This is a genomic window from Halorubrum sp. CSM-61, from assembly GCF_003781945.1.
In the GTDB taxonomy this organism is placed as follows: domain Archaea; phylum Halobacteriota; class Halobacteria; order Halobacteriales; family Haloferacaceae; genus Halorubrum.
The window spans coordinates 91,869-113,269 of the sequence record NZ_RJJW01000009.1 but is presented as its reverse complement, the minus strand read 5'-3'; the positions used below and the strand labels follow the sequence as shown (position 1 = coordinate 113,269).

Sequence of the window (21,401 nt, the reverse complement as noted above, 5' to 3'; positions counted from 1 at the left end):
GCATGCCGGGAACTTTTGCTATCCCGAGCGTCACGCCCGTCAGCCGGGTCTCGTCGCTCAAGACGGGGCGAACGTTACTGACGGTAACATCGGCTGGAGCCCGATCAGAGCCTCGACGGCATCTCGGGCGTCAGAACTGGCGCAGCCGAATCTCTTCGTTGGTGATCTCGTCCACTTCCCCCTCTTGAAGCGGATAGGCGTCGTCGTTCACGTCCTCCCAGCCCATCGCCGCCTTGATCCGATCGAACGCGTCCGGGTCGGGATCGATGTACGGCGTCCCGTGTCGAACCGCCGTGACGGTTCCGACGCGGTCGCCGTCGGCGGTCACGACGTGCTTTCCGACTTCTTCGTCCGTGTACGTCGTCTCGTCCATACCACTACCACGTGAGGAAACGCAGATAAGCGCACACCTTGCTCGTGAAAGCATGACATCAGCGGGTCGCGTCGTGGTACCGTTCGCTCTCCTCACTGCGGGCACCGGGTAGGCTATCGGTCGTGGGACTGAAGCTCGCCTTCGCCAACCGGCGACGAATGTAAACCGATCCTGACGCAGATATATAAGTAATCGTAGTAGTATTTGAAACAGATAGGTAGTCGGATAACCCGCGCTCCCTCCGAGCGGTTCTCGAGGAGAAGGCCTCGGCGCTACCGAGCCCGTCGAACGCGTCGACGGCTCCGCCGGCCGCTTTCCTGACAGAATTCGGGTGCGGACCGGTTTCGCAGGTGTGTAGGCATCTCGAATCGGTCACCGGTTCGTGTGTCGAGACCGCCCGAACGGACGGCTCTCGCAGACTTGCACCCGCGTTTGCCGAACGGAACCCGATCGCGGCCTCGATCGACTCGTCCGACCGGCTCTTCTCGATCGTTCTCGGGTTCGCCGCCAGTTACCGCGTGGTCCGCCGGTAGGTCTCCGCGATCTCGGCGAGGAACACCGCGCCGTCGGCACACCGCTTCTCGTCGATTAGGGCGTGTCTCTCACGGCACGCCCTTCCAGACGTTCCGCCGACTCCGACCGGCTCGCCGTTGATCCGGCCGCTCTCAAAACATACGTATAGTTATAATAATCTCTAAGTACCCGATTTTGTATATATTTGTCTGGCTGATCGTGTCGACCACCCTTGCTCGAGCCGGGGGCTCGTCGGACTGACTGGACGGCGACGGTATCGATCGGAACCGAGAGAGGTTCGAGGAGACCGAGGCCCCGAACGCCGCGCTCAGGCGTACGGGTCCTCGGCCTCGAGGTCGCGTTCGGCGCGGTACTGGTCGACGAACTCGCTCACGTCGAACTCGACCATCTCTCGTTCGAACGCCGAGAGGGCCTCGTCGTCGTCGGCGTGGCTCACGGCGTGTTCCATCAGCTCGACGACGAGCTCGACGACGATCTCGTGGAGCCGGCGGGAGTCGAAGTCGGTCACCCACGCCATCGCGTACCCCACGTCGGCGTTCTCGCTGGCGTCGTGCGCGACGACGGCCTCCGGGAACTCCTCCAAGACCACGCCGAGCAGGTGCGGCGTGTCGAACTCCGGCATCTCCTCGCTCGTGGTCTCGATCGCCTCGCGGAGCACCTCGACCAAGAAGTCAGGGAGGAACCGCTCGGGGGGATGCACGTCCATCACGACCGCGTGCGTCTCGCCGCAGTCGCACTCGAACTCGCGCATCCCGAGGTCCAGTTCGCCGGACGCGATCGTCTGCCCGCACGGCAGCTCCAGCGTGTTCTCGTCACCGCCGGGGACGCGCGGCTGGGACATACCCGCCGTTGGTCGCTGTCGGGGTTAAAAGGCGCGGAACGGGACGGGTAGCGGAGCGCCGCGGAGGCGGCCTCCCTACTGGAATCCGATCCGGCCGCCGGTGTCGCGGATCGCGTTGCCGCTGCCGCCCTTGAACTGCTCTTCGACCTCCTCGTAGTACGAGAGGATGTCGTCGGTGATCGTGGGGCGCACCGACTCCATCGCGCGGCGGAAGTGCTTCATCTCGACCTCCTCCGCGTCGTCGTCGTCGCGCAGCGCCTCGATGGCGGCCTCGCGGGCGATTCCCTCCAGGTCGGAGCCGACGTAGCCGTCGGTGATCTCCGCGATCTCGCGGAGGCTCACGTCGGGCGCGAGCGGCGTGTCCTGCGTGTGGATCTCGAGGATCCGCTCGCGGCCCTCCTGGTCCGGCTGGCCGATCATCACGAGCCGGTCGAACCGGCCGGAGCGAAGCAGCGCGGGGTCGATCATGTCCGGGCGGTTGGTGGCGCCGATCACCATCACGTCGCCCATCTCCTCTAACCCGTCGAGCTCGGTGAGCAGCTGGTTGACGACGCGCTCGGAGACGTTGTTCCCCATCTCCTGTCCCCGCGAGGGCGCGAGGCTGTCGAGCTCGTCGAAGAAGATGACGGTCGGGCTCACCTGCCGGGCCTTCCGGAAGGTCTGTCGGATCGCCTTCTCCGACTCGCCGACCCACTTCGAGAGCAGCTGCGGGCCCCTGACCGAGATGAAGTTCGCGTTCGTCTCGTTGGCGACCGCCTTCGCCATCAGCGTCTTCCCGGTGCCGGGCGGGCCGTACAGCAGCACGCCCTTCGGGGCGCTGACGCCCATCCGGTCGAACTTCTCCGGCGAGGTGAGCGGCCACTCCACCGACTCCTGGACCTGCTGTTTGGCGCCGGAGAGGCCGCCCACGTCGTCCCACGAGATCTTCGGCAGCTCGACGAGCACCTCGCGCATCGCCGACGGCTCCACCTCGTTCAGCGCGCCCGAGAAGTCGTCGCGCTTGACGATCATCCGGTCGATGAGGCTCGGCGGCACCTCCTCCTCGTCTAAGTCGATCTCGGGGAGGTACCGTCGGAGCGCCTTCATCGCGGCCTCCTTGGTGAGGCTCTCGATGTCGGCGCCGACGAACCCGTGGGTCTCGTCGGCGAGGTGGTCCAAGCTCACGTCGTCCGAGAGCGGCATCCCGCGGGTGTGGATCTGGAGGATCTCCTTGCGACCGACCTCGTCGGGGACGCCGATCTCGATCTCGCGGTCGAACCGACCCGGGCGGCGGAGCGCGGGGTCGACGCTGTCGACGCGGTTGGTCGCGCCGATGACGATCACCTGTCCGCGCGTCTCCAGCCCGTCCATCATCGTCAGCAGCTGGGCGACGACGCGGCGCTCGACCTCGCCGGTCACGTCCTCGCGCTTGGGCGCGATCGAGTCGAGCTCGTCGATGAAGATGATGCTCGGGCTCTCCTCTTTCGCGTCCTCGAAGATCTCGCGGAGCTGCTGTTCGGACTCGCCGTAGTACTTCGAGATGATCTCCGGGCCGGCGATCGAGAAGAACGACGCCGAGGTCTCGTTGGCGACCGCCTTCGCGAGCAGGGTCTTCCCGGTGCCCGGCGGGCCGTGCAGGAGGACCCCCTGCGGCGGCTCGATCCCGAGCTTCGAGAAGATCTGCGGGTGTTTCATCGGCAGCTCCACCATCTCGCGGACGCGCTGGATCTCCGACTGGAGGCCGCCGATGTCCTCGTAGGTGATCCCGCCGCCGGTCTTCTCGAACCCGGAGATCGGCTCCTCGCGCAGCTCGACCTCGGTGTCCTCCGTGATCAGGCAGACGCCGTCGGGCTCGGTCTCCACCGCGATCAGCGGGATCGCCTGCCCGGGCGACCGCATGAACGGGTGGTTCGTCGACGACATCACGGGGACGATGTCGCGCTCGACGACCGGGCGCTTGAGGATCTGGCGTTTCACCATGCCGGCGGCGTCGGAACCGAACTGGACCGACGCCTCCTCGGGCGGGGCCAACACGAGCTTGTCGGCCTTCTCTGCCTCCGCCTTCCGGATCGTCACGCGCTCGCCGATGCCCACGTCGGCGTTCTGCCGGGTGAACCCGTCGACGCGGACCGTGTCGGTGTTCCAGTCCTGACGGTCCGCGCGCCAGACCTTCGCGGCGGTCGTCTCCGCGCCCTCGATCTCGATGATATCGCCGGGCGAGAGCTTGAGGTGCAACAGCGTGTCGGGGTCGAGTCGGGCGATGCCGCGACCCGAGTCGTTCGGGTACGCCTTCGCCACTTCGAGTTGGACTTCGTTCATAATTCCCTGCGGGGGTTGTCCCTAACTGCACCCGGTTCGGGAATAAGCCTGTTGCCCCTGTCGGCGCCTGTTCCGCCGAGCGATTCGAGAGATGCGGCGATCTGTGCCATCATATAGCACGGTACAACATCCGCGGTTAAAACGCCGTCGCATGGGCGGGTTTTCGCCGTCGACGCGGAGCGTTCGGGGGCGTCGGTTTCCCGTCTCTCAGGCGATCTTCATCATCCGCGTCTCGAACTTGCCGACGCGGACGCGCACCCAGCCGGCGAGCTCCGCGTCGAGGTCGGGATCGTCGGTGTCGACGCGGAGCGCGCGCACGTCGTCGAGCTTCGCTCGCGAGGCGACGATCCGCAGGTCGCAGCGCCGGATCACCGCCGGCGACAGCTGCGGGTTTCCCCGGCCGAAGACGAACCCCTGCCCGCCGATCGGCGAGACGACGATCACGTTCTCCTCGCCGAGCGCGTCGAGGATCTCCCGCTCGGTCCCGTCCCGGACCACCACCTCGCCGTCGCGCCACACGTCGACCCCGATCGGCGACGGCTCGAACCCCAGTTCCGCCTTGATCGCGCCGACCGTCGAGCCGGGACCGAGCACGAAGGTGACGCCCTCCCCCTCGCGGGCGCGGATGTCGTCGGCGACGCCCTCGGCCAGCGACTCGACGGTCCCGCTCGCGGTCTGTTTCGACGACTGGAGGTCGTCGGCGACCGGGACGCGCGCGACCGCGCGAAGCTCCGGGTGGACCTCGCCCTCCCGGTAGGCGTCCTCGTCGATGTCCATCACCTCGCGGCGCTCGGTCCGGGAGAAGGCGGCCGCGACCTCCGCGGCGTCCTCGGGCGAGACGGCGAACACGGACGAGTACACCTTCACACCGGCCGGAACGCCGAGCATCGGGACCTCGGTTCCGGTCCGTTCGAGCGCCGTCGCCACGTCGGTCGCCGTGCCGTCGCCGCCGACGAACAGAACGAGGTCCACGGGGCCCGCGGCGTCGTCTCCCCCGGCGAACGCCTCGACGACGCGCGCGGTGTGCTCGGCGGTCGTCTCCGTGGGGCCAGGCGGGTCCGCCCCGTCGCCGCGGTCGTCGCCGAACGGGTCGACCACGCGGGCCGGCTCGAAGCCCGCTTCGCGGACCAGCCGCTCGCCCATGGGGTCGGCGGCGGTCGAGACGCGCGTCTCGGGGGCGACCGCGGCGAGCCGATCCAGCGCCCGTCGCGCGCGGTCCGGCGCCCGGGGCTCCGCGCCCCGCGCGACCGCCTCCGCCACCTTCCCGTCGGTGCCCTTGAGCCCGACGCGGCCGCCCATTCCGGCGACGGGGTTCATCACGAATCCGACGTGCATGTCCGGTCCTTCGGCGGCGCGGACTTAAGCGGGACGCGTCTCGCCGCCGGAAGATCAACGTTTAAGACGCCCCCAGAACAAGCGCGAGTCATGATCCTCGAAGCCGCCCCGACCGAGCCGCTCCCGATCGACGCGACCGCGACCGCCGTGCTCGTCGCGAGCCTCGTGATCACCGCGGTGTGGCTCGCGTACCTGTACCGCTAGGTCTCCGGTCTCGGACCGCTTCCTCAATTCTTCGAATCGACCAACACCGACCGCTCCCGGACCCACTCGGCGGCGCGCTCCGCCTCCTCGGCGGTCGGCGCCGTGATCTTCACTCGCACGCTCTCGCCGGGGTAGGAGCCGACCGTCACGTCGAACGCCTCCCGTAGCTCCGTGAACCGCTCTAAGAGCGCGCTCTCCGGCTCGTCGACGTCGACGACGACGGTGTGGGTCGGGGTCCCCTCGAACTCCTCGATCACCGACTCGAACATCGCTTCCATCTCCGCCGGGACGCCGGGTAGGACGTACGTCGATTCGACGACGGCGCCGGGCGCGACTCCCTCCTCGTTGGGAAGCGGTCGGCAGCCGACCGGGAGGTGGGTGGTCTCGGCGACGAGGTCGCCCGCGCTGTACCCCCGCTCCGCGAGCCACGCCGCGGCCTCGTCGTTGGCCGCGAGGTCGCGTCCGAACGCGGCCGCGACCGCCTCCATCGTCACGTCGTCGTGGGTCGGTCCGAGCCCGCCGGTGACGATCACGGCGTCGTACTCCGCGCGGTACTCGTTGACGACGCGCGCGATCTCGGCGACCTCGTCCGGGACGACCGTCACGCGCCGGACCGTCACGCCGCGGTCGGCGAGCCGGCCGCAAAGCCACGTCGCGTTCGTGTTCTCGGTGTCACCGACGAGGAGCTCGTCCCCGACGGTGACGATTGCGACGTCCATACCCGCACAAGGCGTCGCACACTGAAAAAGGGCGTCAGTTATTCGTCCTCGTCTTCGTACACGCCGAGCCCCAGCTCTCGGCGACGGTCGCGGAGCTCCTCCAGCTGTCGCCGGAAGTACGCGGTCCCGATCACCGCGGCGACCGCGGCGATCGCGAGGATCACCCCGAAGACGAGCAGGTCGGTCTCGCGGTACGACTGGACTACGACCGACCCGCTCGTGACCGAGTCCCACGTGATCCGGTCGCGACCGTCGACCGTCTCGACCTCGTGGCCGCGCGGCGACACGTGCCCGACGATCGGCATATCGGTGCTGAACCCGGGCGGGAGCGTCACCGCGTACGACCCCTCGACGTAGGTGAGCGTGCTGAACCGGCGGGGCGACCCGGACGCCGAGAGGGCCATCCGCCCGCCCTCCATCCCGTCGCCGAACCGGACCCACGTCTCGTCCGGGGTGCGCTCGATCTCGCCGCCGCGGGCGCGGAACTCGCTCCCGTTCACCACCTCGCCGTCGGGGTACTGGTACCGGAACGCGTCGAACTCGAAGGGCTGGTCGCCCGCGTACGGGGTCTGCCGGTAGAACCGTATCTCGTCGACGCCGGAGACGTCGTACACCGCGGTGTACCGCGTCCCGGTCGACAGGTTGATCGCCGCGTCGCGCTCGGTCTCGAAGTCGTACGCGTGTGGCGGCTCGGCGTCGAGCGTCTCGTTCGCGACCTCGCCCCCGTCGTTGACGTAGGTGAGACAGCCGGCGCTGACGGCGAGCAGCGCGACGACCGCGAGCGCGAGGGCGAAACGTCGGTTCACGGGTCAGACGACGCAGCGCATCTCGGCCGGGAGGTACGAGCCGATCGCGGCCAACAGCCCCGGCGGGTCGGTGTCCTCGGTGCAGACGACGCTCTGTTCCAAGAGCCCCAGCCGCTCGACGGTGACGATGTCCTGCGCGTGGCCCGCGCGGTTCACGGTCGCTCGGACCTCGCCGCGGGTCGCGGAGTTGACGTTGAGGCGACCGTCGCCGCGCTGCCAGTCGTACAGGCGGTCGCGCTCGGCGTCCGCCAGCCGGCTCGGCTCCGAGTCGGGGTCGCCGACGTCGCCGCCGTAGACGAATCGGACGGGGAGGTGCTGAACCAGCCCGAACCGCTCGACGACCTGCTCGGGCGAGCCCCTGCCGAGGCCGATATCGTCGGCCGGGATCCGCACGTCGACGCCGGCGTCGAGGACGAAGCCGTCGTCGTCCCACGACTCGAGGGTCCCGACGTACTCCTCGCCGGCCTCCAGCCCCTCGTCGTGGGAGACGATCTCGCCCCACGTCTCCGCGAGGACGTTGCGGGCGACCTCGGCGTCCTCGCCGCTCACGTCCACCTGCACGAAGTCGTCGTCGCGGACGCCGACGTGCCAGTCGACGTCGAGCTCGCCGACGTCGTTGGCGACCAGCGAGTTCATGCCGTCGAGCGCGCGGTCGCGGGCGTCGCCCTCGACGTAGCACTTGGTTGCGAGGACGACCATCAGCCCGTCACGTCCGCGTTGAGCTCGTCACGGAGCTTCTCGACGCGCTGGCCCATCGCCTCGCGGAGCCGGTCGTTGTCCATCGCCTCGACGGGAGAGCCGCACTCGGGGCACTCGAAGCCGAAGTCCATCGCCTCGCCGAACTCGAAGCGGATCGAACACACCTCACAGAGGTAGAACTCGTGGGTGCGCTCGTACTCCTCGCGCTCCTCTAAGGCGTCGAGCAGGCGGTACATCTCCTCTTCGAGGTTCTCCGGGATGTTGTCGTAGTGGAACGTCCAGAGGTACGTGAGCCATCCCGAGTCCTCGTCGCGCACCCGGCGGTAGGTGGCGAGGTCGTTCTCGTAGAGGATGAACAGGGCGCGTCGGACGTCGTTGAGCTCCAGTCCGAGCTCCTCCGCCAGCTCCTCGTCGGTGACCTCGCCGTCGGGCGGCGCGGCCGCGACCGGCATCCCCGTCGGCCCCACCAGCTCGTGGAGGTACTTCTGGATGACGGGGTCGTTCAGTAGATCCTCAAAAGCCATTACGTGGATCTGGTGGAGGAACCGGGTTAAAAGCTCCGGAAGGAGCGGTGACCGCCGCCCGCGGTTGTCGGGGGTCCCGCTCCCGACCGCCTCCGGCAAAGCTTTACCCGGCGTGTGACAGGACACGGTCGTATGGCATCGACCGGGGTCACGGGGGAGGGGTCGGACTCGTCAGCGCGACCGGACGAGTCGAGCGAGTCGGACGTATCGAGTGGGACCGGCGGGTCCGGCTCCTCGGGAGCCGGAACGCGGGTCCGCCGAGCCGCCGGCGCGCTCGCGCTGCTCTCCGTCCCCGTCCTGCTGGCCGCCCTCCCGCTGGTCCCCGCCGCCGCACTCCTCGGACCGGCCGGCCTCGACGTGGCCGGCCCGGGGGCTCTCGGGGGACTCCTCGCCGCCGTCGTCGTCGGGCTCGGCGGCTCCGCGCTCCTCGGGCCCATCGTCGTCGACCGCCGGATCGCCCGGCTCCCCGAGGCCGAACTCGACGACCGCCCGGCCGACTTCGTCGCGGACCGCGTCGCGACCCTCGCGGGCGAGGTCGGCGTCGACGCCCCCCGGGTGACGGTGGTGCGCGCCGACGCCGCCAACGTCGCCGTCGCCGACGGTCACCGCGGCTCGCGGCTCGTCGTCTCGACCCGCCTGCTCTCCCTGCCGAAGGCCGACCGCGACGCGGCGCTCCGCCACGCGCTCGTCCGGCTCCGGACCCGGGAGGCGCTCGTCGCGACCGCGCTGCTCCCGGCGCTCGGGGCCGTCGAGACGGTGGCGCTCCTCGCGACGCTGCTCGTCGGGCGGCGCGGCGAGCGCACCGCGGCGGACCGACGCGTCAACCGGATCCACGGGTACGAACCGGAGCGCGACCGGATCCCCTCGTGGGCGTACGCGGTCGGGGGCGTCGCGCTCTGGGCCCTGCTCCTGCCGGCGTGGATCCCGGCCGCCGTCGGCGACCGGTTCTACGTCGCCGGCGGTCGTCGGGACGCGGACGGGGCAGTCGCGCGGGCCGGAGCCGCCGAGCGCGACGGGCTCGGCAACGCGGTCGCGTTCGCCAGCGACGCCGCGGGCGCCGCCGACTGGCCGCCCCTCCTCGACCGGCTCTCGCTCGTCTCGATGGCTGACGCCGAGACCGGGCGGGTGCGGGGGACGAGCCGGCAGGAGGCGCGGACGCGGCTCGCCCGGCTCCGGTCGAAGCGGGCGCTGTGAACTCGCCCGGTACGGTCAGGGGCGCGTCGTCAGGAGCGCGTCGTCAGGGATTCGCCGGGACGGCCATCCGGAGGAGCGTTCCGCCCCCCTCGGGCGCCTCCACCGAGAACTCCCCGCCGGCCCTGCTCACGACCAGTACATCAGCCAGATCCCGAGCCGGTCCGCGTGCTTCAGCGACGTCTCGCCGCGTTCGAGCACGTGGGTCTCGTGTTCCGGGATGCCCGGACCGTCGTCTTCGATCTCGATCTCGATCCACTCTCCGTCCCTGCGCTCGACCCGTATCCGGACCGTCGGGCTCGGGGAGTCGTTGTGTTTGACCGCGTTCTCCACGCCCTCCTCGATCGCCGTCTCGAAGCCGACCACGCTCACGGAGAGGGGATCGCCGTCGGCGAGCTGATGTCGGGGATCCGCGGCATCCTGAGCGGCACGCCGGAAGTCGTCGATCGGGAGTCGAATCGAGAATCGAACCGGGGATCGAAACGGAGATCGAAGCGCGGCGACTACGACGAGTAGGGCGGCTCAGCCGCAGTCGGCGATCCCGGAATCGTCGGTCCCGGAGTCGTCGGTCCCGGAATCGTCGGCGCCGGGTTCGGCTTCCTCGCCGTCGCCTCCTCCCCCCTCGTCGGCGTCGATCACCGTTTTTCCGGTCGCCTCCGGCAGCACCCGCCGGTCGGCGTTTTCCCACTCACGGTCCAGCTCGGCGCCTTGGAACAGCCGGTCGAGAAAGACCGCGAGCCCGGCGACCTCGGAGTGCGGCTGGTTCGTCACGCCCACGTTGAAGTCGGCGCGCTCGTACAGCGCCCACGGGACCTTCTCGCCGCCGACCACGACGAGGAGGTCGCGGGGCGTCGACTCGCCGTCGAGCCCGATCGACTCCCGGACATCCCTCTCCACGTCCTGGACGCGCTCGCCGTACATCGTGAGGTGGACGACGGTCCCCTTCCAGTTCCGGACGATCGCCTTCTGGTCGCCGCGGAGCTCGACCGCGAACGGGCCGCCGAACCTATCGGTGATGTCCCGCACCGTCTCCGCCGACTGCCCGGCGTTGTCGGGGAAGATCACCCGGTCGGCGCCGAGCGCTCGGGCCGTGAGCCCGACGTGCGTCGTCATGCGGTCGTCGCGTCCCGGCCGGTGACCGTACCGGAGGACGACGACCTCGCGCGCATCGTGCATACCGGCCGTGCGCCCGCGAGCGGCGTGGTCCTTTCGATGCGAACTCGGCGGCGGCTCCCGTTTGCGGTTCGCCGCTGTTACCACACACTTATGGATCGTTTATCGAGGCAGAGTCGAGAGGTGACCACGTAAGTGAAAGATTCATTGGGGAGGCGGTCACCGGATCGGGTATGACGAGCGTCAAGGAGTTCCGCGTCGACGAGCCCGCGACCGCCGACGCGCTCGGCCGCGGCCGGTTCGTCTTCACGGACGCCTACTCGGTGTTCGACTGGGGGCAGATGCCGGACGCGATCCCGCGGAAGGGCGCGAGCCTCTGCGCGATGGGCGCGTTCAACTTCGAACTGTTGGAAGACGAGGGCGTCCCGACCCACTACCGAGGCGTCGCGGACCCCGGCCGAGACGCCGACGCGGGCGGAGAGGGCGAGCCCGAAGCCGTCCCGCTCGCCGACGCGACCGCCCCGCCGACGGAGATGGCCATCGACCTGACGCAGGTTCCCGACCTCCCGTACGAGGGCCCCGAGGCCGGCTACGACTACGACGCCTTCCACGCCGCGGGCGGCGAGAACTACCTCGTCCCGCTGGAGGTCGTCTTCCGCAACCGGGTTCCGGTGGGGTCCAGTCTGCGGCGCCGCGCCGACCCCGCCGACTTCGGACTCGACGCGGAACTCGGTATCGACGCCGCCGAGTGGCCGGACGAGCCGGTCGACCTCCCCGAGCCTGTCGTGGAGTTCTCCACGAAGTACGAGCAGCAGGACCGCTACCTCACCCGCGAAGAGGCCGACCGGATCGCGGGCAAAGCGGATGTCGACGCCCTCGCGTCGCTCGCGCGAGACGTGAACCTGACCGTCACCGAGCGCGCCGAGTCCGCGGGGTTCGTCCACGAGGACGGGAAGATCGAGTGCCTGTACGCCGACGGAGAGCTCCGGGTCGCGGACGTGGTCGGCACCTTCGACGAGAACCGGTTCTCGTACGGCGGCCGGGGGATCTCGAAGGAGGTCGTCCGCCAGTGGTACAAGGCGAACGACCCCGCGTGGGTCGAGAGCGTGAAGGAAGCGAAGGAATCCGTGGCGGGTCGGGAGATCGACGACTGGCGCGAGCTCTGCGAGCGCGACCCCGAGCCGCTGCCGCCGGCGGTCGTCGAGGCGGTCTCGAACCTGTACGCGGCCGGGACGAACGCGTACACCGGCCGGGAGTGGTTCGACGTCCCCGACATCGAGGCGGCGCTGGACGCGGTCGACGAGTTATAAGAAACGGCGAGCGGATCTCTTTCCCTATAAACCGCCGACGTCGCGGCGACTACCGCGAAGGCCCCGACCGCTCGCTTATAAACGGCTGATTATGGATCGGCCGTGACGACCTCCAAAGCCCCAGCCGCGAGGCGCTTCGCGCCTCTGGCAGCCGGCGGCACAGCCGCCGGCGACTGCCCCTTTGAGTCCCACCCGCACCGCACAGCCTCACGCCTCCCCAGCCTCGTCGCTGGTCCTCCGCGTTGCTCCGGACCAGCGACTCCCTCGCGCGGTGCTGCTCGGCCGCGGGGCGGCCTCGCAGGCACGCGCCGCCGCACCGCATTTATAAACGATCTGCGCTATCGCTCACCGGTGTGAGCGAATCGGGTCGATACCCGCGTCACCGCCGCGCCCAGTCGAGCATCCGCGCGTAGAAGGGGTCGGATCCGAGCGCGTCGGCGTCGCCGACCAGCGTCAGCTGCTTTTTCGCCCGCGTGAGCGCGACGTTCATCCGGCGGTGGTCCTCGAAGATCGGGCCGTCGAGGTCGCCGGTCGCGACCAGCGAGACGACGATCACCTCCTTCGAGGAGCCCTGGAAGCGGTCGACGGTGTCGACGGTGACTCCGGTGCGCCGGCCGATCTCGGCGACCTGCGCGCGGAACGGAGCGATCACGCCGATGTCGCCCGGGTCGACGCCGGCCGCGACGTAGGCGTCGACGACCTCGGCGACGCGCTCGGCCTCCCGGACGTTCCGGTTGCCGTCGCGGCTCCCGTCCGGGTCGACGAAGCCCACGCCGCCGGCGAGCCCGTCGGGGAGGTCGTCGGGGTCGACGCCGAGGTCGCGGAGGGTCTGGCCCGCCACCTCGGGGGTGGCCGGGCGGAGCGCGCCGTCGTAGAACTCCGCGGACGCGAACGCCTGGATGCGCTGGCTCATCCGGTACTGGCGGTCGAGCATGACGCTCGCGTCGGGGTACCGCTCGATGAGCCGCTGGAAGAGCGACGTTTGGAGGTCGTTCTCCGCGCGCACGACCGGCGGGAGCTGCTCGTGGTCGCCCACGAGCACGAACCGGTCAGCGCGGTTGATCGCGGCGTGGGTGCCCGGCTCCGTGAGCTGCGAGGCCTCGTCGACGAGCGCCACGTCGAACTCGCACTCGCGGAGGACGCGGGAGCCGCAGGCCGCGGTGGTGGCGGCGACGACCGGCGCGTCCCGCAGTTCGGCGGCCTTCGCGTTCGGGTCGCCGCGCTGGACGAGCCGCACGTCCTGCATGTCGCTGCGGACGCCGGTCTCGGACCCCACGCGGAGGATTCCGCCGGTTTCACCGGCTCCATCTGGTCGCGAGGACGCGACCCAGTCCTCGAAGCCCTGATCGCGCAGCGCTTCGAGGGCGTTGTCGACCGCGCGGTTCGTGAACGCGGAGAGCAACACGCGGTTCCCCTCGGCGACCAGCGCGCGGATCGTCCGTGCGATGGTGTACGTCTTCCCGGTGCCCGGCGGCCCGTGGATCAGCGCGCAGTCCTCGGCGTCGACGGCGAGCTCGACGGCCTCGTTCTGGGCCGCGTTGTTGTCGATGTAGGCGTCGGGGGCGTCCGGGTCGGCGCTGTCCGGCGCTCCCGCGGGACGGTCGTCGGGCTCCCGAAACTCCGGCTCCCGACGCCCGAACAGCACGTCCTTGCGCGCGTCGCTCCCCTTTAAGATCGCGTCGTGGAGCGCGGTGAGCGAGCGGTCGACGGAGATCTCGGAGGGGTACACGTCGAGCCGCCGGAGCTCGACCGGCTCGTCGGTCTCCACGACGACCTCGTCGCCGTCGAGCGCGGTGATCCGGCCGAGTTCGCCGTGGCCGGTCACGGGGTCGCCGTCGCTCGCGAGCGCCACGTCGCCCTCGCGGAGCTTCGAGACGGCGTCGCCCGGCTTGCGGGCGCGGAGCTCCCACCGGGCGTCGTCGATCTCGGTCTGTGAGATCGGCTCCAAGTCGATCAGCGCGCGGTCGTCGGCGGCGCGCTCCTCGGGCGTCTGCTCCCACAGCTTCCGGTACTCGGCGTGGGTCTCGCGGCGCTCCTCTTCGAGGGCGACGTAGAAGCGGTCGAAGTAGTCGCGCTCCTCGTCGGGGACCGGCGTCCCGACCGACCCCGCCTTCGACTCCTGGTCGAGGCGGCCGGAGACGACCATGCAGGTGTCCTGCTCGAAGCAGTACTCGCACTTCGCGTCGGCCTCGTACCCGGTCGGGACGGTGGGACGCTCGCCGGGGTCGTCGAGCGCGCGCCACTCCATCGCCGCGAGGGCGTTGCGCTCGCGAACGACGAACTCCAGCAGTCCTCGACCCACCGAGAACTCCTTGGCGGGCGCGAGATCGCCCGACTCCTCGTTGCGGTCCAAGGCGGTGTTCTTGGTGTACAGCAGGGTTCCGATGTCGGGGTCGACGCCGCGCTCCTCCAGCATGAGCGCGTAGCAGGCCGCCTGAATCTTGTCGTGGAAGCGCGGCTCCCGCTTGGTGTTCTTCCCGGTCTTCAGCTCGACGGGGGTCCCGCGCCGGAGCGCGTCCGCCCGGCCCTTCAGCCCGAACGTCGGCGAGATGAGTGTGAACTCCGACCGCCACGTGTCCTCGTCGGTCAGCGTCCCCTGCGAGAGCCACCCCTCGATCGCGGCGGCGTTGCGCCGCACCTCGTCGGCGACCTCCTCGGGCTCGTACCCGAGTAAGCCGAGTTCGAGGCCCGCCTCCTCGACGCGGTCGGCGACCGACTCCTCCAGCTCCATCCCGCGCAGCAGGTCGCCGAACACCTCGTGGACGACGGTCCCCTTGACCACGGGGTAGTTCAGCGGGATCCCGGAGAGCTTGTTCAGGTAGTACATCCGCGGGCACTGCACCCACGACCGGATCCCGGTCACGTCGACGAGGAAGTCGGGCTCGAGCACGACCCACGAGTCGCCGGTGGTGGCGTACCCGGTCTCGCCGCCGAACTCGTCCTCCTCGGCGTCGGTGACCAGCAGTTCCATGCCCGGCTCGGCGTGCTCGGCGGTCTCGGTCCACTTGCCCCACAGCGTCACGTCGACCGCGTCGCCCGCGCCGCGGTCGGGGCGGATCCGAAGCTCGCGGAGCTCGCGGTCGCCGTACGACGTCGACACCGTCCGCGCCTCCCCGACGGAGAGGATCGGCCCCCGAACGTTCACGGCCGTCATCGGCGGCGCCCCCGAAAAACGCTGTCGGTGGGTCACAACGACTTTGTCGATACCCCGCGTCGGGGGCACCATGGCCGACACCGAATTCGCCTCTCTGTTCCGCTTCGACGAGGTCGGTTCGTGGGGCCCGTTCCACTGGCTCGGCCTGCTGTGTTCGGTCGCGATCGCCGGGATCAACCTCTACGTCTGGACGCTGACCGCCATGCCGCAGTTCCTCGCGATCGCCGGAAGCTTCGTGTTCGGCATCGCGCTCTTTTTCACCCGGTTCTGGAACTCGATTCTGTATCTCGTCGGGACGGTGCACGTTGTCGCACTCGGCGTCGTGTGGGTGCTCGACGGTCGCGGATTCCTCGTCCTCGGCGTCGCAAACGGCGTGTTCAGCGTCGGACTGCTGTTAACCGCGCTGTCGCTGTTCTTCGCGGAACTCCGCGCGGGAGACGACTGATCCGGTCGGCGGTCGCGCGTGGCTGATCCGGTCGGCGGTCGCGCGTGGCTGATCCGGTCGGCGGTCGCGCGTGGTTGATCCGGTCGGCGGTCACGCGTGGCTGATCCGGTCGGCGGTCACGCGTGGCTGATCCGGTCGGCGGTCACGCGTGGTTGATCCGGTCGGCGGTCGCGGAGAGCCGACGTAGCTCCACGGCCGATGCGGCCGCTCCGCGGCGGGGTCGCCGCGACCGACACGCTCATGCGGCTCTCCCCGTTAGGATACCCCGACATGCGCGTGCGAGACTGGGACGACATCCTCGCCGACGTCGCGAGCGACTCGACCGACCCCGACGGCTGGCGCGCGGTCGCCGGCTCCAGACGCGCGGGGCTCGGCGAAGACCTCTACTTCGGCCACCCGAGCGTCGGCGTCTACCACCTGAAGACGTACGCGAAGAACCCCCGAGACCTCCGCGGCGTGGGCGCGAAGATCGCCCGCAGCGTCGACGACGAGCTCGATCCCCTGCTCCCGGACGAGGAGTCGGCCGGGCGGTTCGCGGTGCAGTCGCCCCCTGAGGACGAGTCAGAGGCCGAGGACGTGGCGACCCGACTACGCGAGACGCTGAAGGTCCACGCGGAGGCGCCCACGAGCCCCGACCACCTGTTCGAGGACGTGATGGAGGCGGTCGACTCGCCCGCGTTCGGCCCGATGGACTACGAGTTCGACGGGCGGCCGGACGAGCTCGACGAGCTCTCGGACACCTTCGAGGAGGCCGAGGAACTGCTCTCTTCGGAGCTGGAGGACCTGATCGACGACGACGACGTTGACCGCGGGTTTCACTGAGCGGTCGTTTATAAGTCAGATTTCGGTGCTGCTTGTGGATGTTTATGCGTGGGTGACTGCCGATCGACGGTGAACGCCTCCAAAGCCCCGGCCGCTCGCTTATAAGTGGTCGACGGCAGATCCGCAGTGAAGACCTCCAAAGCCCCAGCCGCGACGACTCGCGCGCTTTGCTGCGCTCCTCGTCACTCGCTTCGCTCGTTCCTGCGGTGCTTGCTGCAGCGTGCTTCGTCCTCGCGGCTGCCCCTTTGAGTCCCACCCGACTACCCCGCACCTCACACCTCCCCAGCCTCGCCGCTCACGCCCTACGGGCGTTCGCGGCGTCCCTCGCGCGGCGCTCCTCGCGGCCGCCTTCGGCGGCCACTCGCAGGCACGCGCCGCCGCACCGCTCTTTATATTCGATCACAACCGGGTCAGCGGCACACCCGTCGACGCTCATTTATAAACGACGACCGTACGGATCGCATGGGCTATCCGGTCACCTACTACTGTCCGCACTGCGGGACTCTCGTCGAACTGGAGCGCGACGGCTACCTCGCGGACAAGTCGGTGACGCCGTACCCCCTCGAAGGGTGGTCATACGTCGACCCGACCGCGCCCTTCGAGGGCGACGAGGCCGACGGCGTCCGGTTCGTCTGCGGCGAGAGCGACGGCGTCGACTGGGACCCGCACGACGGGGTCCGCGGGTCGGACGTGGGCGGTGACGAGCCCTATCGAGACCCGGACGCCGAGGGCGACGGCTGCGGCGAGCCCTTCTACCTCTCGTTCGTGCGGTACGAGGAGGGCCGCGAGATCGACCCGCGCACCGAGTCGGAACCGGTGGAGATCGACCCCGATCCCCGCCCGGGCGGGCCGCGGGGACCGACCGGCCCGTCGGGGCCCGACGGAGCGGACGGGGGCTCGGACGGCGGGTTCTGGTAGGATCGGAAGGGATCGGGGTCCGAACCGCCCGTGGCGTTATCCCGCTTCGGCGCGACGATCGACGTATGGGGGACACCAAATCCGGACGGGAGGAACAGGCGCGCGACGAGGAGCGACGACGGATACGGCGCGACATCTCGGAGGCCAGGGAGCGCGGCGACGAGCCGGACCCGACCGCCGACCCGCCGGCCGAGTGCCACCGCCGGGGCTGTTCCGAGCCGGTCGCGTACTCGGTCACGGAACGGTATCAGGAGGAGACCGGGAAGGGCGCCGTGGAGGCGACCGCGTTCCTCTGTGCGGACCACACCGCCGAGGAGTCCCCGGTGAACCTTGACGACGCGTACGAGGGGTACGTGTTCCACGTCGAGCCGGTCGGCGATGGCGGCGACGGCGAGCGCGACGACTGAGACGCCGAGGCCGACGCGGACCGAGACGCCGACGACTGACAAACCACTTACTGCGGGAGCCAGAAGGACCGGGCATGGAAAGCATCAACCGGACCGCGATCGAGCTCGTCGACGAGGCGCTCGACTTCGCCGGCGAGCTCGACGTCGTCGGCTACGAGCTGGACAACGGCGCCACCGTCGTCGACTTCGGCGTCGACGCCGCGGGCGGAGTCGAGGCGGGACTGCTGCTCGCCGAGATCCAGACCGCCGGCCTCGCGAACCTCCGCACCCGCATGGGCGAGGTCGCGGGCGCCCCGCGCCAGTACGTCGAACTGTCGACCGACCACCCCGCGATCGCGCTGCTCTGCTCGCAGAAGGCGGGCTGGGAGCTCGCCTTCGAGTCCGGCTTCGAGGGACTCGGCTCGGGGCCGGCCCGGGCCTTGGTCGGACAGGAGACCGAGTTCGAGCGCGTCGGCTACTACGACTCCTCCGAGTTCGCGACGCTCGCCGTCGAGTCGACGACGCTCCCGACCGAGGAGGTCGCCGAGCACGTCGCCGACCTCGCCGAGGTCGACCTGGAGGGCGTGTTCCTGCCGACGTACGCCACCGGCTCGACCGCGGGCTCGGTCGCGACCGCGGCCCGCGCCGCTGAGCTCGCCGTCTTCCGCCTGCTGGAGCTCGGCTACGAGCCGACCGACGTGCTCCACGCCTCCGGCGCCGCGCCGATGGCCCCGGCCACCCGCGACGAGGACCTGGCGATGGGGCGGACGAACGACGCCTTGGCCTACGGCGGGGAGGTCCACCTGCAGGTCGCGCGCGACGACGACCGCTTCGACCAGATCGTCTCGACCGCCCGCGAGGAGTACGGGACGCCCTTCGTCGAGGTGTTCGAGGACGCCGGCTGGGACTTCTACGAGGTCGACGAGCGCGTCTTCGCGCCCGCGAAGGTCACCGTCGACGTGATCGACGGCCCCGTCTACACCGTCGGCGAGACCGACGAGGAGCTTTTGGCGGAGTCGTTCGACTACCGCTGAGCGGCCCGACGATGCGCCTCAAACCCGTTCCCGAACCCCCCGACTCGCTCGACGACCTCTGCGCGTTCCAGCGGGCGGTCCCGCTCGTCCCGGGGAGCACCGACGACTGCTGCGCCCGGCTCCGCGAGCGCCGGGGACTCCCGGACCGGCAGACCGCGAACGACTGGCTGGCGTTCCTGCGCGCGCTCGGGCTGGCCCGGGAGACGCCGCGCGGGTTCGTCAGAGCCGACGCCGAGCCGACACCGGAGCGCGTTCGCGAGGGGCTCCGCGAGGGCGTCCTCCTCGTTCCCGAGGCGCTCGCCGCTCTCCGAGAGGCCTCGCCCGCGAACCCGCTCACTCCCGACGACCTGTTCGCGGCGACGCGGGAGTCGGTGCCGCGACACGACCGCGCCCGCGACCCGAACTGGGAGGCGACGTGGCGCGAGCGCGCCGACCGGCTCCTCCGGTGGCTCGCGCTCGCCGACCTCGCCGAGGCGGTCGAGGCCGGCGGGGACGGGATTCTGGGAGCGAGTTCCCCCGGCTACGTCGCCGGCGACGCGGCCTGAATCGGCGGTTTGTGACGGGCGTCGACGAGCCGTAACAAGCCTTTTACTCGGAGCCGGAGAGGTACCCCCATGGGAGGATTCGACGGGCGGGACGGACCCCTGCGGGTCCGGTACGAGCCGACGAGCGTGAAGGACCTGCTCGTGGAGATGAAAGACACCGCCGAGCTGTTGATCGACCTGTCGTACTCCGCGGTCCTCCACGGGAGCCCGACGATCGCCCACGAGGTCGTCGAGCTCGAACATCGGATGGACGTGCTCCAGATGCGGGCGCGGATGAGCCTCATGCTCGCGGCGCGGAGCCCGGACGAGGCCGAGACGCTCGCACCCGTCCTCGGCGTGGTCGGCGCGGCCGACAAGATCTCCGACGCCGCCGGCGACATCGCCAAGATCGTCACCGAGGAGATCGGGCTCCCCGACGCGATGCGCGGCGCGCTCACCGAAGGCGTCGAGACGCTGGTCCGGGCAACCGTCTCGTCCGACTCCGCGTACGCGGGGCGGACGCTGAAGGACGTCGACCTGGAGTCGAAGACGGGCGTGCGCGTCATCGCGATCCGGCGCGACGACGACTGGATCCTCAACCCCGGCCCGAAGACCCGGATCGAGGCCGGCGACGTGACGCTCCTCCGCGGACCGGAGACGGGCGTCGTCGACGTACACCCGACGCTGACCGGCGACCCGTTCGAACCGAGCGACCCCCCGGAGCCCGCCATCGACGACTTAGAGCGCGCGGTCGACTCCATCCTGTTGATGAAGAACCTCTCGGAGCTGGCGGTCGATCTGGCGTACGGCTCCGTCCTCTTCGACAACGAGGCGCTCGCCGAGGAGGTGTCGAACCTGGAGATCGAGGTCGACGCGCTCCAGTCGCGGTTCGAGGCGTGGACGCTCCGGGCGGCCCGCGAGGCCGACGACCCCGTCTCGCTGCGCGGGCTGATCCACCTCGGCGTCGCGACCGAGGAGATCTCCGACGCCGCCTTAGAGATCACCGAGGGCGTCATGCGCGACATCGGCGTCCACCCGGTCGTGGAGATGGCGGTCCAGGAGTCCGACGAGATCATCGTCCGGACCGTGATCGGCGAGGGGAGCGACCTCGACGGCACCCGGGTCGAGGACGGGATCCCCGCGACCGACATCTCGACGAGCGTCATCGCGATCCGCCGGCCCGACGAGGGGTGGCTCGTGGGCCACGACATCGACACCACGCTCCGCGCCGGCGACGCCGTGCTCTCGAAGGGGACTCGAACGTCGGCCGAGGAGTTCGGGGCGCTCGCGGCGTGACGGCACCCGAGACCGACGACCCGGCCCGACTCGCCCGCGCGTACTACGACGCGCTCGACGCCGGCGAGTACGACCGGCTCGCAGCCCTGCTCGATCCGGAGTTCGTCCAGCGGCGTCCCGACCGCACTTTCGAGGGACGCGACCGCTTCGTCGCGTTCATGCGCGACGAGCGCCCGATGACCGACACGACCCACGCCGTCGACGCGGTGTACCCCGAGGGCCCCGGCGTCGCCGTCCGCGGGCGGCTGCTCGACGCCGACGGCGACGAGGTGTTCGGGTTCGTGGACGTCTTCTCGATCGCGGACGGGCGGCTCGCGGCGCTGGAGACGTACGCGGCGGCGGACGGCGAGTGATTTCTCGTGAGTTTCCCATCTGACATGCTCTGTCTGTGAATTTTTAAACAAACCCGATCTGTGGCTACGATCGTTTATAAATAACACTGCGGTGGCGCGTGCCTGCGAGGCCGCCCTGCGGCCGAGCAGCACCGCGCGAGGGACGCCGCGAGCGGAGCGAGCGGCGAGGCTGGGGAGGCGTGAGGCTGCGGTTGCGGTCAGGTGGGTGGGACTCAAAGGGGCAGCCGTGAGGCGGGCGCAGGCGATGCAAGCACCGCAATGAGCAACGCGAGTGAGGAGCACAGCTAGCGTGCGCCCGCCTCACGGCTGGGGCTTTGGCGGTCCTCGCCCTAATGTCGTTGATTGCTTATAAACCGCCGCCAGCGACATACTCGACTAGTTATAAACGGCTACCCTATCGTATCGAGACACCGACTCCCGCTACCGCTCACTCCTGTGCATGTACGTACCGCAGTCGAGTCTGAACGCATCACCGGAGGGATCTCTCCAAGAGAACACGCGATCGACAGCACCATCTTCTGA

At 69.9% G+C, this 21,401-nt stretch carries 21 protein-coding genes; 10 read left to right on the top strand and 11 right to left on the bottom strand.

Annotated features, from left to right (window positions below; translation table 11 throughout):
* Positions 1-130: 130 nt before the first annotated feature.
* The 8 genes from EDM04_RS15190 to EDM04_RS15155 all read right to left on the bottom strand — a co-directional run bounded on the left by EDM04_RS15190 (position 131) and on the right by EDM04_RS15155 (position 8,333).
* The gene (locus EDM04_RS15190; protein ID WP_123623572.1) at positions 131-373 is read right to left on the bottom strand and encodes a PRC-barrel domain containing protein; all 243 of its coding nucleotides are present in this window, start codon (positions 371-373) and stop codon (positions 131-133) included.
* 841 nt (positions 374-1,214) lie between these two features.
* Positions 1,215-1,748 carry a DUF5815 family protein gene (locus EDM04_RS15185; protein WP_123623570.1) on the bottom strand — a complete coding sequence of 178 codons (534 nt, stop codon included), beginning with the start codon at positions 1,746-1,748 and terminating at the stop codon, positions 1,215-1,217.
* 75 nt (positions 1,749-1,823) lie between these two features.
* A complete protein-coding gene (locus tag EDM04_RS15180) occupies positions 1,824-4,046 on the bottom strand; it encodes a CDC48 family AAA ATPase (RefSeq protein ID WP_123623568.1) in 2,223 nt (740 codons plus the stop codon).
* Positions 4,047-4,253: 207 nt separating this feature from the next.
* On the bottom strand, positions 4,254-5,381 hold the full coding sequence (locus EDM04_RS15175; RefSeq protein WP_123623566.1) for an ATP-NAD kinase family protein: 1,128 nt from the start codon (positions 5,379-5,381) through the stop codon (positions 4,254-4,256).
* A gap of 227 nt (positions 5,382-5,608) precedes the next feature.
* A complete protein-coding gene (locus EDM04_RS15170; protein WP_123623564.1) occupies positions 5,609-6,304 on the bottom strand; it encodes a molybdopterin-binding protein in 696 nt (231 codons plus the stop codon).
* Positions 6,305-6,342: 38 nt separating this feature from the next.
* Entirely contained in the window at positions 6,343-7,110 is a 768-nt protein-coding gene (locus EDM04_RS15165) for a DUF5803 family protein (RefSeq protein WP_123623562.1), read from the bottom strand.
* Between the two features lie 3 nt (positions 7,111-7,113).
* The gene (locus EDM04_RS15160; protein WP_123623560.1) at positions 7,114-7,809 is read right to left on the bottom strand and encodes a DUF2110 family protein; all 696 of its coding nucleotides are present in this window, start codon (positions 7,807-7,809) and stop codon (positions 7,114-7,116) included.
* Entirely contained in the window at positions 7,809-8,333 is a 525-nt protein-coding gene (locus tag EDM04_RS15155; RefSeq protein WP_123623558.1) for a transcription factor, read from the bottom strand. Before EDM04_RS15155 ends, EDM04_RS15160 begins: the two co-directional genes overlap by 1 nt.
* A gap of 132 nt (positions 8,334-8,465) precedes the next feature.
* On the opposite strand from EDM04_RS15155, the gene EDM04_RS15150 reads away from it, so the two are divergent.
* A complete protein-coding gene (locus EDM04_RS15150; protein WP_241154940.1) occupies positions 8,466-9,527 on the top strand; it encodes a hypothetical protein in 1,062 nt (353 codons plus the stop codon).
* Positions 9,528-9,653: 126 nt separating this feature from the next.
* Here EDM04_RS15150 and EDM04_RS15145 read toward each other — a convergent pair whose 3' ends face one another.
* Together EDM04_RS15145 and EDM04_RS15135 are read right to left on the bottom strand one after the other, a co-directional pair.
* The gene (locus EDM04_RS15145; RefSeq protein WP_394338989.1) at positions 9,654-9,896 is read right to left on the bottom strand and encodes a sensor histidine kinase; all 243 of its coding nucleotides are present in this window, start codon (positions 9,894-9,896) and stop codon (positions 9,654-9,656) included.
* 150 nt (positions 9,897-10,046) lie between these two features.
* Complete coding sequence (locus tag EDM04_RS15135; RefSeq protein WP_123623554.1) at positions 10,047-10,700, bottom strand: tRNA (cytidine(56)-2'-O)-methyltransferase; 654 nt, start codon at positions 10,698-10,700, stop codon at positions 10,047-10,049.
* Positions 10,701-10,870: 170 nt separating this feature from the next.
* Here EDM04_RS15135 and EDM04_RS15130 point away from each other — a divergent pair, with 170 nt between their 5' ends.
* A complete protein-coding gene (locus tag EDM04_RS15130) occupies positions 10,871-11,947 on the top strand; it encodes a phosphoribosylaminoimidazolesuccinocarboxamide synthase (RefSeq protein ID WP_123623552.1) in 1,077 nt (358 codons plus the stop codon).
* A 379-nt stretch (positions 11,948-12,326) separates the two neighbouring features.
* Here EDM04_RS15130 and EDM04_RS15125 read toward each other — a convergent pair whose 3' ends face one another.
* Positions 12,327-15,092: an AAA domain-containing protein gene (locus tag EDM04_RS15125; protein ID WP_123623549.1), complete on the bottom strand. Its 2,766-nt coding sequence runs from the start codon at positions 15,090-15,092 to the stop codon at positions 12,327-12,329.
* Positions 15,093-15,171: 79 nt separating this feature from the next.
* Between EDM04_RS15125 and EDM04_RS15120 the strand changes: the two genes are divergently transcribed.
* From EDM04_RS15120 to EDM04_RS15085, 8 genes are all read left to right on the top strand, one after another.
* Entirely contained in the window at positions 15,172-15,546 is a 375-nt protein-coding gene (locus EDM04_RS15120; protein WP_123623546.1) for a hypothetical protein, read from the top strand.
* A gap of 270 nt (positions 15,547-15,816) precedes the next feature.
* Complete coding sequence (locus EDM04_RS15115) at positions 15,817-16,368, top strand: hypothetical protein (RefSeq protein WP_123623662.1); 552 nt, start codon at positions 15,817-15,819, stop codon at positions 16,366-16,368.
* Between the two features lie 462 nt (positions 16,369-16,830).
* Entirely contained in the window at positions 16,831-17,286 is a 456-nt protein-coding gene (locus EDM04_RS15110; RefSeq protein WP_123623544.1) for a hypothetical protein, read from the top strand.
* Between the two features lie 65 nt (positions 17,287-17,351).
* Positions 17,352-17,693 (top strand): hypothetical protein, encoded by a 342-nt coding sequence (locus tag EDM04_RS15105; RefSeq protein ID WP_123623542.1) that lies wholly within the window; start codon positions 17,352-17,354, stop codon positions 17,691-17,693.
* A 74-nt stretch (positions 17,694-17,767) separates the two neighbouring features.
* Entirely contained in the window at positions 17,768-18,706 is a 939-nt protein-coding gene (gene mch, locus EDM04_RS15100; protein WP_123623540.1) for a methenyltetrahydromethanopterin cyclohydrolase, read from the top strand.
* Positions 18,707-18,717: 11 nt separating this feature from the next.
* Positions 18,718-19,251, top strand: a complete 534-nt coding sequence (locus tag EDM04_RS15095; RefSeq protein WP_123623538.1) for a hypothetical protein — start codon at positions 18,718-18,720, stop codon at positions 19,249-19,251.
* A gap of 69 nt (positions 19,252-19,320) precedes the next feature.
* Positions 19,321-20,526, top strand: a complete 1,206-nt coding sequence (locus EDM04_RS15090; protein WP_123623536.1) for a potassium channel family protein — start codon at positions 19,321-19,323, stop codon at positions 20,524-20,526.
* Positions 20,523-20,879: a nuclear transport factor 2 family protein gene (locus EDM04_RS15085; RefSeq protein ID WP_123623534.1), complete on the top strand. Its 357-nt coding sequence runs from the start codon at positions 20,523-20,525 to the stop codon at positions 20,877-20,879. Before EDM04_RS15090 ends, EDM04_RS15085 begins: the two co-directional genes overlap by 4 nt.
* The last annotated feature ends 522 nt before the right edge of the window (positions 20,880-21,401 follow it).

Coding starts and splice junctions, on each gene's coding strand:
- EDM04_RS15135 (WP_123623554.1), bottom strand. CDS start 10,700: ATGCACGATGCGCGCGAGGTCGTCGTCCTCCGGTACGGTCACCGGCCG.
- EDM04_RS15115 (WP_123623662.1), top strand. CDS start 15,817: ATGCGCGTGCGAGACTGGGACGACATCCTCGCCGACGTCGCGAGCGAC.
- EDM04_RS15180 (WP_123623568.1), bottom strand. CDS start 4,046: ATGAACGAAGTCCAACTCGAAGTGGCGAAGGCGTACCCGAACGACTCG.
- EDM04_RS15155 (WP_123623558.1), bottom strand. CDS start 8,333: ATGGCTTTTGAGGATCTACTGAACGACCCCGTCATCCAGAAGTACCTC.
- EDM04_RS15170 (WP_123623564.1), bottom strand. CDS start 6,304: ATGGACGTCGCAATCGTCACCGTCGGGGACGAGCTCCTCGTCGGTGAC.
- EDM04_RS15095 (WP_123623538.1), top strand. CDS start 18,718: ATGCGCCTCAAACCCGTTCCCGAACCCCCCGACTCGCTCGACGACCTC.
- EDM04_RS15110 (WP_123623544.1), top strand. CDS start 16,831: ATGGGCTATCCGGTCACCTACTACTGTCCGCACTGCGGGACTCTCGTC.
- mch (WP_123623540.1), top strand. CDS start 17,768: ATGGAAAGCATCAACCGGACCGCGATCGAGCTCGTCGACGAGGCGCTC.
- EDM04_RS15090 (WP_123623536.1), top strand. CDS start 19,321: ATGGGAGGATTCGACGGGCGGGACGGACCCCTGCGGGTCCGGTACGAG.
- EDM04_RS15185 (WP_123623570.1), bottom strand. CDS start 1,748: ATGTCCCAGCCGCGCGTCCCCGGCGGTGACGAGAACACGCTGGAGCTG.
- EDM04_RS15150 (WP_241154940.1), top strand. CDS start 8,466: ATGGCATCGACCGGGGTCACGGGGGAGGGGTCGGACTCGTCAGCGCGA.
- EDM04_RS15130 (WP_123623552.1), top strand. CDS start 10,871: ATGACGAGCGTCAAGGAGTTCCGCGTCGACGAGCCCGCGACCGCCGAC.
- EDM04_RS15190 (WP_123623572.1), bottom strand. CDS start 373: ATGGACGAGACGACGTACACGGACGAAGAAGTCGGAAAGCACGTCGTG.
- EDM04_RS15160 (WP_123623560.1), bottom strand. CDS start 7,809: ATGGTCGTCCTCGCAACCAAGTGCTACGTCGAGGGCGACGCCCGCGAC.
- EDM04_RS15175 (WP_123623566.1), bottom strand. CDS start 5,381: ATGCACGTCGGATTCGTGATGAACCCCGTCGCCGGAATGGGCGGCCGC.
- EDM04_RS15105 (WP_123623542.1), top strand. CDS start 17,352: ATGGGGGACACCAAATCCGGACGGGAGGAACAGGCGCGCGACGAGGAG.
- EDM04_RS15120 (WP_123623546.1), top strand. CDS start 15,172: ATGGCCGACACCGAATTCGCCTCTCTGTTCCGCTTCGACGAGGTCGGT.